This window comes from Microbulbifer variabilis (assembly GCF_052467165.1).
The window spans coordinates 641,363-654,490 of record NZ_CP174301.1 but is presented as its reverse complement, the minus strand read 5'-3'; the positions used below and the strand labels follow the sequence as shown (position 1 = coordinate 654,490).

Annotated in this window: 9 protein-coding genes; 2 read left to right on the top strand and 7 right to left on the bottom strand. The window is 48.9% G+C overall.

From position 1 onward, the window contains the following. Window positions 1-69 precede the first annotated feature (69 nt). A complete protein-coding gene (gene ftsH / locus ACJJIP_RS02830) occupies window positions 70-1,995 on the bottom strand; it encodes an ATP-dependent zinc metalloprotease FtsH (protein ID WP_020412376.1) in 1,926 nt (641 codons plus the stop codon). 175 nt (window positions 1,996-2,170) lie between these two features. Continuing rightward, a complete protein-coding gene (gene rlmE, locus ACJJIP_RS02825) occupies window positions 2,171-2,794 on the bottom strand; it encodes a 23S rRNA (uridine(2552)-2'-O)-methyltransferase RlmE (RefSeq protein WP_020412375.1) in 624 nt (207 codons plus the stop codon). 139 nt (window positions 2,795-2,933) lie between these two features. Here rlmE and yhbY point away from each other — a divergent pair, with 139 nt between their 5' ends. Beyond that, window positions 2,934-3,236 (top strand): ribosome assembly RNA-binding protein YhbY, encoded by a 303-nt coding sequence (yhbY, locus tag ACJJIP_RS02820; protein ID WP_020412374.1) that lies wholly within the window; start codon window positions 2,934-2,936, stop codon window positions 3,234-3,236. 113 nt (window positions 3,237-3,349) lie between these two features. On the opposite strand, the gene ACJJIP_RS02815 is transcribed toward yhbY, so the two are convergent. The 5 genes from ACJJIP_RS02815 to ACJJIP_RS02795 all read right to left on the bottom strand — a co-directional run bounded on the left by ACJJIP_RS02815 (window position 3,350) and on the right by ACJJIP_RS02795 (window position 11,758). Further along, the gene (locus ACJJIP_RS02815) at window positions 3,350-6,214 is read right to left on the bottom strand and encodes a hypothetical protein (RefSeq protein WP_444946184.1); all 2,865 of its coding nucleotides are present in this window, start codon (window positions 6,212-6,214) and stop codon (window positions 3,350-3,352) included. Between the two features lie 391 nt (window positions 6,215-6,605). Beyond that, on the bottom strand, window positions 6,606-6,983 hold the full coding sequence (locus ACJJIP_RS02810) for a hypothetical protein (protein WP_444946183.1): 378 nt from the start codon (window positions 6,981-6,983) through the stop codon (window positions 6,606-6,608). Between the two features lie 2 nt (window positions 6,984-6,985). Beyond that, window positions 6,986-8,587, bottom strand: coding sequence for a S41 family peptidase (locus ACJJIP_RS02805; RefSeq protein ID WP_444946182.1), 1,602 nt, complete (start codon window positions 8,585-8,587; stop codon window positions 6,986-6,988). Between the two features lie 213 nt (window positions 8,588-8,800). Continuing rightward, the gene (gene pntB, locus ACJJIP_RS02800) at window positions 8,801-10,192 is read right to left on the bottom strand and encodes a Re/Si-specific NAD(P)(+) transhydrogenase subunit beta (RefSeq protein ID WP_020414675.1); all 1,392 of its coding nucleotides are present in this window, start codon (window positions 10,190-10,192) and stop codon (window positions 8,801-8,803) included. Window positions 10,193-10,207: 15 nt separating this feature from the next. Next, window positions 10,208-11,758 carry a Re/Si-specific NAD(P)(+) transhydrogenase subunit alpha gene (locus tag ACJJIP_RS02795; RefSeq protein WP_020414674.1) on the bottom strand — a complete coding sequence of 517 codons (1,551 nt, stop codon included), beginning with the start codon at window positions 11,756-11,758 and terminating at the stop codon, window positions 10,208-10,210. A 781-nt stretch (window positions 11,759-12,539) separates the two neighbouring features. Between ACJJIP_RS02795 and ACJJIP_RS02790 the strand changes: the two genes are divergently transcribed. Then, window positions 12,540-13,127 (top strand): ANTAR domain-containing response regulator, encoded by a 588-nt coding sequence (locus ACJJIP_RS02790; RefSeq protein WP_026305250.1) that lies wholly within the window; start codon window positions 12,540-12,542, stop codon window positions 13,125-13,127. Window position 13,128: the final 1 nt, after the last annotated feature.

Genomic DNA, 13,128 nt, shown 5'->3' with positions numbered 1-13,128 from the left:
GGAATAGGCATACGCCTTATCTCCGATCGGGCATTCCGTTAGTTATGTCCTTGTAATTCTGTTTGGAGCTCAATGCTCGTTCAGCGGGCCGCCCACGGTATTACTTTTATCGGCTTCGGTAGAAGCTTCATGAGTCTCAGTATCCGCTTCGCCGGTAGAGCTGTTACCGCCAGAACCAAAATTATTGTCCTGCCAGTCCCGCGGCTGGCGTACCTTACGGCGAGCCATCAAATCATCAACTTGCTCTGCATCCAGGGTTTCATATTCCATCAACGCATCTTTCATCGCTTCAAGAATATCCCTGTTTTCCTCGAGCAGTTTACTCGCTCGTTCGTAGCAGCTATCAATAATACGGCGTACTTCCTCATCAATTTCATTGGAGGTCTTACCGGAAACAGGGTTGCCCTGCCCTGGCTGTCCACTGTCATCCTCACCGTAGTGCAGCGGACCCAGTTTCTCGGAAAGCCCCCACTTGGTCACCATATTGCGCGCCAAATCAGTGGCTCGCTCGATATCGTTGGAGGCCCCAGTCGTTACGCCATCGATACCCAAAGTCATTTCCTCAGCGATACGCCCACCAAACAGAGAGCACAACTGCGATTCAATCGCACGCTTGGAAAGGCTGTACTTATCTTCTTCCGGTAGGAACTGGGTGACTCCAAGCGCGCGGCCACGAGGAATAATGGTTACCTTATGTACAGGGTCATGCTCCGGCACCAGGCGGCCAATAATAGCGTGACCAGCTTCATGGTAAGCAGTATTCACTTTTTCCTTTTCATTCATAACCATGGACTTACGCTCGGCACCCATCATGATCTTGTCACGGGCACGTTCGAACTCTTCCATAGTCACAGTGCGCTTGTTTGCACGAGCAGCAAACAAGGCTGCCTCATTTACCAGGTTGGCCAAATCAGCACCGGAAAAGCCGGGAGTCCCACGAGCAATAGTCTGGGCATTGACCTTGTCATCCAGAGGCACCTTGCGCATGTGCACTTTAAGGATCTGCTCACGTCCACGGATATCAGGCAGACCCACAAATACTTGACGATCAAAACGGCCGGGGCGCAAAAGGGCATGGTCAAGCACATCAGGGCGGTTAGTTGCGGCAATAACAATCACCCCTTCACTACCCTCAAAACCATCCATCTCCACTAGCAACTGGTTCAGTGTCTGCTCGCGCTCATCGTGGCCACCGCCCACACCGGCACCACGGTGGCGACCAACAGCATCAATCTCATCGATAAAGATGATACAGGGAGCCTGCTTCTTGGCCTGTTCAAACATATCGCGTACGCGGGAAGCACCCACACCGACAAACATCTCTACAAAGTCGGAACCTGAAATAGAGAAAAATGGTACTTTGGCCTCACCGGCAATAGCCTTAGCCAGCAGAGTCTTACCAGTACCAGGAGGACCGCACATCAAGACCCCACGTGGAATGTTGCCGCCCAAGCGCTGGAACTTGGTCGGGTCACGCAGGAACTCAACTAACTCCTGCACTTCCTCTTTTGCTTCATCCACACCCGCAACGTCGGCAAAGGTGGTTTTGATTTGATCTTCGCCCAACAAACGCGCCTTGCTCTTGCCAAAGGCCATTGGGCCAGAGCGCCCACCGGCACCGCCCTGCATCTGGCGCATAAAGAACATAAATACAGCGATGATGATTAGAATCGGGAAACTGGCAACCAACAGCTGCTGCCAGATACTGGGGGACTCCGGCTCACGACCGACGAACTGCACATTGCTGCGGACTAGCTCATTAGTGAGTTCATCATCAATGATTTGTGGCTGGATAGTCTTAAAGCGGTTGCCATCCGCCTTCTCCCCGGTGATCACCAGGCCATCTACAACCACACTTTTTATCTGGCCCGACTGCACATCCTGAACAAAGTCGGAATAGCTGAGAGCCTCATCCCGTGACTGCGGTTTAAAGTTCTGAAATACCATCAGCAGCACCGCCGCGATGATCAACCACAGTACAAGGTTCTTTGCCATATCATTCAAAGGGATAGCCCTCTCGCTTTCGCACTCAAAATCCGTTCATCCGGCAACGCCGGTCACATCGACACTGATTCAAACCAGTATAGGTGCGGGGGTCAACAGCTCTGCCCCCGATCTTGGTATCGCTTATACCATATCGGGCGCCCAGACCAGAAATACACCGCTCGCCTCAACCGCCCTTAAAACCACGCGCTACCAAGTAGACTTCGCGGGAGCGGGGCCTGGAAGCACCGGGCTTACGGGTCACAACACTGTTGTAGCTGCCGCGTAGATCGCGAATCAGCTCGTCAAAACCCTCGCCCTGGAACACCTTGGCAACGAAGGCCCCGCCGGGTTTCAGAACCTGGCGAGCCATATCCACAGCCAATTCCACCAAATACATGGAGGCGGGCTGATCCACGTCGCGTATCCCACTCATATTGGGGGCCATATCGGAAATCACAAGGTCTGCCAGATCATCACCTAAGTGTTGCAGCAGCTCATTGAGCACTGACTCCTCGGTAAAGTCGCCTTGTACAAAGTCCACGCCCGCCAGAGGGTCCATAGGCAATATGTCAGACGCCAAAACCCGGCCTTTGTGCCCCACCAGCTCCATTGCGACCTGGGACCAGCCACCCGGCGCCGCTCCCAGGTCGACAACCGTCATGCCCGGTTTGAACAAGCGGTCCTTATTGTGCAGCTCCTGCAGCTTGTAGCTGGCACGGGAGCGGTAGCCCTCTTTTTGGGACTGCTTGACGTACTGGTCATTAAAATGTTCACGCAACCAACGGTGGCTGCTCTTAGATCGGCCCATCAGGTACAATGCCTACAATCACTACAGCTTAATTATAAGAGCGGCCACAGACCGCGCATGTCCCAAACGTCTGCTGGTGACAATCGAGGTCTGTGGCTGCTTCCACATCGATATCCACAAAGTGGTAATGGAGTATTGTATGCCTTTAACCGCCGACCGCAAAAAAGCTCTTCGCTCTCTCGGTCACAACCTGAAACCCGTGGTGACTGTAGCCGGCAATGGGCTCAGCGATGGCGTGATGGAAGAACTGGAGCGTGCGCTTGAAGATCACGAGCTGATCAAGGTCAAATTAATGATTGCCGACCGTGAAGTTCGCCACCAGATCGTGGGCGACCTCTGTGCGAAATCCTCCTCGGAACTGGTGCAAGAGATTGGCAAGATTGCATTGATTTACCGTGCGGCGCAGAAGCCGGATGTTAAGAAATCCAACTTATTGCGTTAATTTTTTGGAGCGGCAAATGCCGCTCCAAAAAATCACCTCGAAGCTATCAATACCCTGCTAAACCAGCGAAATTATTGCCTTTCCCTTCCAGGCTCCAGAACTCAACTAATATCCTACTCTGCCGGTGAAGGATCTGTATTATCAGGGATATTATCCCCATCAGTGTCAGGATTAATGGGGTTTGTACCCAGCTCAAATTCCAGGGCATTCGTCAGGCCATCACCATCGGGGTCTTCACCACGATCCTCTGGGCGACTGACATCCAGGCCGTATTGGTTCTCCCAAAATGTAGGAAGGCCATCTCCATCAAAATCATGGCGATACTGCGAGTTGGTTGGGAAGCGATCTTCGCCATCCTCTACCCAGTCACCATCGCTATCACGCTCTTGCGGGTTAGTGCCCAGCTGGTATTCCTGCAGGTTGCTGAGACCATCGTAATCTTCATCAAAAATAGCATCAGTGGGATCATCGCTACGGAGGCCATGTTCCTGTTCCCATTCGTCCGCCATGCCATCGCCGTCTTCATCACGACTGTAGCGGGCATCGGTTGGCAATAAGTCCTGGCCATCTGCAACACCATCATGATCGCTGTCTGGATCACGCGGGTCGGTGCCGGCTTGGTACTCTTGTAAATTCGTCAGGCCGTCACTGTCGGTATCTTCCGCTGCATCACCGGCATCGCCATCATTAAAGTGATGCTCCTGTTCCCACAATTCCGGCAGGCCATCGCCGTCATGATCAAAACGATAAGCGGCATTTAGCGGTGCGATATCTTCGCCATCTTTAATACCGTCAAAGTCACTGTCACTAAGATCTATTCGGGTGCCTGCTTGGTATTCCTGCAAATTGGTGAGACCATCAAAATCATTATCCTGAGTTGCATCTTGAGCATCGTCATCATTCAAACCACGGCTGACTTCCCAGGAGGCGGGGATGCCGTCACCGTCATGATCCCAGTTCTTATTTGGGTCTAGTGGCCACCAGTCTTCACTATCACGGGCGCTGTCCCCATCAGTGTCAGGATTAATGGGGTTTGTACCCAGCTCAAATTCCAGGGCATTCGTCAGGCCATCACCATCGGGGTCTTCACCACGATCCTCTGGGCGACTGACATCCAGGCCGTATTGGTTCTCCCAAAATGTAGGAAGGCCATCTCCATCAAAGTCATGGCGATACTGCGAGTTGGTTGGGAAGCGATCTTCGCCATCCTCTACCCAGTCACCATCGCTATCACGCTCTTGCGGGTTAGTGCCCAGCTGGTATTCCTGCAGGTTGCTGAGACCATCGTAATCTTCATCAAAAATAGCATCAGTGGGATCATCGCTACGGAGGCCATGTTCCTGTTCCCATTCGTCCGCCATGCCATCGCCGTCTTCATCACGACTGTAGCGAGCATCGGTTGGCAATAAGTCCTGGCCATCTGCAACACCATCATGATCGCTGTCTGGATCACGCGGGTCGGTGCCGGCTTGGTACTCTTGTAAATTCGTCAGGCCGTCACTGTCGGTATCTTCCGCTGCATCACCGGCATCGCCATCATTAAAGTGATGCTCCTGTTCCCACAATTCCGGCAGGCCATCGCCGTCATGATCAAAACGATAAGCGGCATTTAGCGGTGCGATATCTTCGCCATCTTTAATACCGTCAAAGTCACTGTCACTAAGATCTATTCGGGTGCCTGCTTGGTATTCCTGCAAATTGGTGAGACCATCAAAATCATTATCCTGAGTTGCATCTTGAGCATCGTCATCATTCAAACCACGGCTGACTTCCCAGGAGGCGGGGATGCCGTCACCGTCATGATCCCAGTTCTTATTTGGGTCTAGTGGCCACCAGTCTTCACTATCACGGGCGCTGTCCCCATCAGTGTCAGGATTAATGGGGTTTGTACCCAGCTCAAATTCCAGGGCATTCGTCAGGCCATCACCATCGGGGTCTTCACCACGATCCTCTGGGCGACTGACATCCAGGCCGTATTGGTTCTCCCAAAATGTAGGAAGGCCATCTCCATCAAAGTCATGGCGATACTGCGAGTTGGTTGGGAAGCGATCTTCGCCATCCTCTACCCAGTCACCATCGCTATCACGCTCTTGCGGGTTAGTGCCCAGCTGGTATTCCTGCAGGTTGCTGAGACCATCGTAATCTTCATCAAAAATAGCATCAGTGGGATCATCGCTACGGAGGCCATGTTCCTGTTCCCATTCGTCCGCCATGCCATCGCCGTCTTCATCACGACTGTAGCGAGCATCGGTTGGCAATAAGTCCTGGCCATCTGCAACACCATCATGATCGCTGTCTGGATCACGCGGGTCGGTGCCGGCTTGGTACTCTTGTAAATTCGTCAGGCCGTCACTGTCGGTATCTTCCGCTGCATCACCGGCATCGCCATCATTAAAGTGATGCTCCTGTTCCCACAATTCCGGCAGGCCATCGCCGTCATGATCAAAACGATAAGCGGCATTTAGCGGTGCGATATCTTCGCCATCTTTAATACCGTCAAAGTCACTGTCACTAAGATCTATTCGGGTGCCTGCTTGGTATTCCTGCAAATTGGTGAGACCATCAAAATCATTATCCTGAGTTGCATCTTGAGCATCGTCATCATTCAAACCACGGCTGACTTCCCAGGAGGCGGGGATGCCGTCACCGTCATGATCCCAGTTCTTATTTGGGTCTAGTGGCCATAAATCCAAACCATCTGGCACACCATCAAAATCGGTGTCTTCTTTTCTTGGGTTGGTCCTAAGTTGGAACTCAGCCAAATTGGAGAGCGTATCCATATCCAAACTAGTAAGGGCATCATCTGCTGAGTAAATATTCAACCCATAAGCGCTCTCCCAGTAATCAGGCATGCCATCCATATCAGAGTCAAAACTATCGGCATAAGACCAACTACTGAAGACTGACGCAGTGAAAAGTAAAGAAAAGGAACAAGATACAGAGAATGGTACAAAACGATTCAGATCGCGACGGCGCATGGCTTCCAGCCCCCGATTATTTAAGCCTTATTTCACCTAGCAATTCCCAACAGGTGAACATCCAGATTGAAGTTTGGCGCCAATATATCTCAATCCAAAATATAAAAATACCATTTAGCTTGCACAAAATAAAATCAAATTAATAGATTTATACCAATTTGAAAGAAAAATCCTAGAATTTCAATAACTGCAGGGCAGAAAATAAGAGGCAAATTGTTAAGCGCCCCAAGAATTCAAACCAGTTGCTTTCTTATAAAAATAGCGAAAGAAAGGAAAACGGAAAACGGAAAAGAAAATATATTTTCAGAGGAGTAGAAAAGCACTATTGATTACTGGGTGCACAATATAGAAAAATGAGAAGGCTATACCTCATTGCCTTCTTCATTTACAGCTATTGAATATTACTTTTTAACTTACAAGAAACTTGTAATTCCCATAGTTTTCCATCAGTAAGACGCTCCAGCAAGCATCTATCTCCATCAGAAACAAGCTGAAATTTAGTTGGCCGGCTATACTCACGACCAATACTTCTCATTTGCTTACGGCCAAGCTCAACAACCAGCAAGCTTTCATAAGTAAGCGCCTCAACTCCAACAGTTACCTGTATACCTCCCATAGCCTGAGAAACAACTCGCTGTAGTTCACTGTGCGCTTGTGGACTCATCTCATCAATCAGAGCGGGTTGAAGGCTTTCAGATACCCGCTGAACTCCACAAGCTAAGCATACTAGAGCGATTAATAGTAACTTTGTTGTAATCAAGGCTTTCACTTTTACCTCACCATAATACGGTTACTGCGAGAAATCTCTTTTGGTACACTTACATTTGATTCAAGTAATCGATTGCTTGTACCAAATTCAGAGAACGCTTTCACCGCAACATCACCGCAGTCACCGCCCTCAATATAACTAAGCGCTGCAGCAAATCGCGCCTCATTCACATCCCCCAATAAATGATCAAAATCGTCGTCCACCTCACAACCTGGTAAATCTGCTTCAGTACCAAATGGGCCATTAGGAACAAATCCATCCGAATATTCACCAAATCCCTTGGCATTGGCACCAGAAAACTGGATTGTGAAATAAGTAGTGCCACAATTATCTAGGGGATAAAAACCGTAAGGCTTACCACAGGTGGTCTCACCGATCTGGATTACTTCCACATCCACTCCCCGCAATCCATTAATAATGGCTTCACTGGCTGAACATGTATTACCACTAGTCAAAACAAATAATCGCGGGAGATTCAGGGTCGGGAGCGGATATCCTTTTAAGGAATCATCAGCAAGTCCCAAAGCAGAAGTATGAAATGGAGTTGGATCAAGAGGTGCCCCAGTAACTGGGTTTATTTCTGGGTGTTGATCATTGAACTGCATATGTTCAAATGATTGCCCAACACTATTATCGCCAGCAATCATATAGGCTAATTCAGCCGCAATATCCAGGTAGCCTCCACCGTTGTAGCGAAGATCCAAAATCAGATCATCAATACCTTCAGATTCAAGCTCAGTAATCGCATCAATCAATTCTCCCTCTGCCTTGGCAATATGGTCATTAAACAGCATATAACCCACTTTACGATCAGAGTCAGTGGTTTCCACCTTCACATGCTGCACGGGATCTGACTCAACCTCGGCCGATACTAAAGTAACTGTCACAGGGTCAGAGGCACCCAAAGGTAGTATTTTAAACTCGTGAGACTCACCTGATTTAGCGGGCCACATGCCTTCATTCAATGTATCGACATCGCTACCATTAGCCAGGTCAACGCCGTCAACACTAATAACTTCAGCGCCGCGAGTAATGGCATCCGGCAGGCTGCTATCTTCCTGATCAAGGTAAGCAACTAGCGCTTTGCGTGGCGGTTCGCTCGATATCAATGCCCATTGCACACCATAGCCAATATATATCCCGGACTCGCTTTGAGATAGCCATTCATTCGTCGGCTCAGTGAAGTGAAAACGATCTTTTTCTCGGCCAGAGGGGGTTAAAGCGAATGTTCGCAACTCCTCAAAATAAGTCAGAGAGCTATCAAATCTCGCAGGATCCTTATCTTCGATTTCGTCATACCAAAGATAGAGTTCATTACTCATTGAACGCAGCCAGTTATTTTCATCCTGGCGTGTGCCCAATACATCAGCATAAGCAGATCCGGTTATAGGATCAGTGCCACTACGCGGTGAAACACAACGGTCGGTGAAAGTTGAGACTGGCAGAAAATTACCCTTTTCCCATGAGCCACCAACAGGAGTAGGGTTCTCCACGCCAGTAGCCCCCCCTTCCGAGTCACTACTCCCACTTCCACAAGCCGCAAGCCCAAAGGCTCCAAGGGCAATAGCTCCCACCAAGGCCAATTTATGCAAATGGATTCCCATCCCCAGACTCCCACTTATTATTTTTCGTGAAGATATGCAAAGGACTGGAGGTTATCATTAATCAGTAAGCCGAGCGATAGCCTAATTATTACTGAAAATAAATAGCTTTCCGTGAGAAAAGAGGCTTGGAGGTACTGTAGTCCCTGGACACCAGTCCTCCAAGCCGGAGGGATTTTTTACGCTTTCCTAAAGCCGGCCAACAACGAATCAGGATTAGTCACTGACCCTGCCTAGCACGCCTTGAAGACTGTCTTTCGCATCCCCAAAAAGCATTCGTGCGTTTTCTTTATAAAAGAGTGGATTGGCAACCCCCGCATACCCCGATGCCATAGAGCGTTTTAGTACAACAACTCTGTGAGCTTTCCATACTTCTAGCACCGGCATACCGGCTATGGGAGAACCCGGCTTTTCTACCGCATCTGGGTTTACGGTGTCGTTAGCACCTATAACCAGTACCAGATCAGTACTGGGGAAATCCGGATTGATCTCATCCATTTCCAGCACTATGTCATAGGGCACATTGGCCTCAGCGAGAAGAACATTCATATGGCCAGGCAGGCGTCCCGCGACAGGGTGAATACCAAAGCGTACCATTTTACCCATGCCGCGCAGGCGATCGGTCAAGTCACTGACTGCTTGTTGCGCATGGGCAACAGCCATTCCGAACCCAGGCACGATGATAATACTATCAGCGGCCTTGAGTTCCTCGGCAAGCTCTTGCTGGTCAATCGCAATAACCTCACCATCAACCTCCTCATCGGAAACTTCACCACCATCTGAACCAAATCCACCGAGAATCACACTGATAAAGGAGCGGTTCATACCACGACACATAATATAGCTGAGTATCGCACCGGAAGAGCCAACCAGAGCCCCCACTACAATCAGCAGGTCATTGCCCAACATGAACCCGGTCGCAGCTGCGGCCCACCCTGAGTAGCTGTTCAGCATGGAAATAACCACTGGCATGTCGGCACCGCCAATCGCCGCCACAAGGTGAATGCCCAATAGCAACGCAATAGCAGTCATCAGGAGGAGATTTATAACCGTCCCCGCATGTACATCTGCAGGTACAAATAAAATCCCCAATACAATACAGGCCAGGATTGCAATTAAGTTCAACCAGTGACGAGCTGGCAGCATTAATGGCTTGCCGGAAACTAATCCCTGCAACTTACAGAAGGCAACCAAAGAACCAGTGAGAGTTATCGCACCGATAAAAACACCGAGATAAATTTCAGTGCTGTGTACAACATGAGCAGCACCGTGCAGAGTAATTCGAGGATCAAGGAAGCCCCCCCAACCAATCAACACTGCAGCGAGGCCAACAAAGCTATGCAGCAATGCCACCATTTGCGGCATTTGAGTCATGGCGACACGCCTGGCCAGGGAGAGCCCTATCACAGCTCCTACAACCATTGCGATAGCCACCATCCAATAAGCTCCGGTAGCCACGCCTGAGATTGTGGCAATTATGGCAACTGCCATGCCCACCATGCCATAAATATTTCCGCGACGAGCTGTCTCATGGCTTGACAAGCCTCCGAGACTTAAAATAAACATCACCGCAGAGAAGAGATAAGCCATTGCAATCATACCGTTCATTACACTCTCCCTCCCTTACCGGCGAAACATTTTCAGCATACGGTAGGTCACAAAGAATCCACCGAATATATTAATACTGGCAACCAGTACACCAATAAATGCGAGCAAAGTTACCAAACCAGAACCAGTAACTCCGAGCTGTACCAGCGCCCCGACAATTACGATTCCAGAAATTGCATTGGTCACACTCATCAGAGGCGTATGTAATGCATGAGTGACATTCCAGATTACTTGCCAACCGACAAAAACTGCCAGTACAAAAACAGTAAAGTGGGAAACAAAATCAGGTGGAGCAACCCGCCCCAACCAAAGGAGTAAAACAGCGGCAACGGCCCAAAAAATAAAGATAGACAGAGGCGACCTTCGTTTTTCAGCCTTCTCCTCAGTAATCACCTTCACTTGTTCAGCAGCTTTACTGGCTGCTTTTGGCTGTGCAGAAATTTTAGGTGCAGGAGGTGGCCAGGTAATTTCTCCAGACTTAACCACTGTTGCACCACGGATAACTTCATCATCAAAATTTAGGTTTATGGTCCCGTCTTTCTCTGGAGTCAATTCTCCAATCAGGTGAGCAAGGTTGGTTGAATACAATCTGGAGGACTGAGCTGCGGCACGACTAGGCAAATTGGTATACCCAATAATAGTGACACCACTCCTCTCAATCTTTTCATGCGGCACTGTATAATCACAATTTCCACCCATTTCCGCTGCCAAATCCACTACCACCGATCCTTTCGACATGCTGTCAACCATATCGGCAAGCCATAGTTTCGGCGCTGGCTTACCAGGTATCAAAGCAGTGGTAATAACAATGTCCACATCCTTGGCCTGCTCCCGAAATAGAGCCATTTCAGCCTCGATAAACTCCTTGGACATTTCCTTGGCATATCCGCCAGAGCCAGAACCTTCCTCCTCTATTTCAACAGTCAGGAACTCCGCTCCCATAGACTCAACCTGCTCACGCACTTCTGCACGGGTATCGAAAGCACGCACTATCGCTCCCATACTTTTTGCTGTTCCAATAGCAGAGAGACCAGCAACTCCGGCTCCAATAACGAGTACTTTTGCAGGGGGGATTTTTCCCGCAGCGGTAATCTGCCCGGTAAAGAAGCGTCCGAAGTTATGTGCGGCTTCGATGACCGCTCGATAACCGGCAATATTGGCCATGGAGCTAAGAGCATCCATCTTTTGTGCGCGGGAGATTCTTGGGACTGATTCAATGGCCAGGGCGTTAATATTTCGTTCAGAAAGTTTCTGCAGAAGCTCAGCATTTTGCGCTGGCTTCAGAAAGGCAATCAATGTAGCCCCCTCGGGAATAAGAGCCAGCTCAGCATCACTAGGTGCTTGTACCTTTAAAACTACTCCGGCACCTGCCAGACACTGTTGCATATCCTCGCGAATTTCTGCACCGGCTTCAGCATAAGCTTCATCAGTAAAGCTGGCCTTTTCGCCGGCCCCCTTCTCCACCGCTATAGAAAATCCCATATCGCGCAAACGCTTTACGCTATCAGGAGTTGCCGCAACACGAGTTTCCCCCTCTGCGGTCTCTCTAGGTATGGCTATTATCACCGCCGTGCCCCTCTTAGTTAGTATTATGAACTTACAGCTACATCTACCTCAAAAAGTATTGGACTGCCCAATTTATAAACAACTCGAGTGTAAACCTCGCAACAAGGGATGAAAAGAGGAATAGTCTGATAGCGGTAATTGGCGAAATTTATAAGACTATTAATTGGAATGGCCGTGTGAAAGAGATAACCACTAAACAATAAACCGTCTCAACTGAAACTGTATTTAATCAACGGCAACTCCCAGGCTCCCCTTGGGACAATCTACTTAGTTTTGTGTGGATAAAAAATAACCCATATGCACATCAAAATTTCCTTCCCTTATTCAGATCCTGGCTATGAAGCCCTAAGATGGCTTTTGCAATGACCGTCCTTAAGACAAATTAGACTTTAGCGACTATTTAAAATAGAAAAATTTACAATTCAAAACTATAAGAATTAGCCGATTTTTATCTGTATGCCATCTAATACTGGGACGGATATCCTTGTAAATATGCATGGAGGTTACAGAAAACCAATAATAAGAAAATTTTAGAATATAACTTTCAGCCATCGAAACTAATCACGGTTTTATGCAGGCTATTTCGAATAAAGCCCCCCACTTGTGCAAGAAATGCAATATACGCAGAATATCGCACCAGGAACTAGCAGTAACAGCCACTCTAACTTCATGGAAATAGAAGAAGATATTTTGTTTATCCCCCCTTGCACGCTTGGCATAACTATTGATTGACACTTGGATAAGTGTATAGAAATCATTTAACGAGTGCCGCAGTAATACAGTGACTAACGCAAGCCCCGCCATCATGCTGGTCGATGACCATTCCGAGCGTGCTCACCTTGTTTGTGAGCGATTACGCGCAGCCGGGTACACTGTTGTTGCCCAGATTAATAGTGCTGAGGGATTACTTTTCCAGGTAGAGAAATATCGCCCCGATGTAGTGCTGATCGATATTGAATCCCCAGACAGGGACATTCTTGAAAGCCTGGCAATTGTCAATCGTGAAGCGCCGACCCCCGTAGCCATGTTCTCCAGTAGTGGCAATGCCGAGTTCATCAGTCGTGCCGTCGAGTCCGGAGTGAGCGCCTATATGGCCGAGGGCATTACGGCAGAGAAGGTAACACCAGCCATAGAAATAGCCATGGCGCAATTTAGAAATTTCCAGCAACTGCGCCAATCCCTGGAACGAACCCAACAACAGCTAACAGAGAGAAAAGCCATAGAGCGGGCCAAGGGATTATTGATGGCCAAGAAAAAACTCAGCGAGGAAGACGCACATAAAACGCTGCGCAATCTTGCTATGAGCAGTAACTCCACCATGCGTGCAGTTGCCGAACAAATTATCCACTATTTCCAGAGCGAGCATTAAC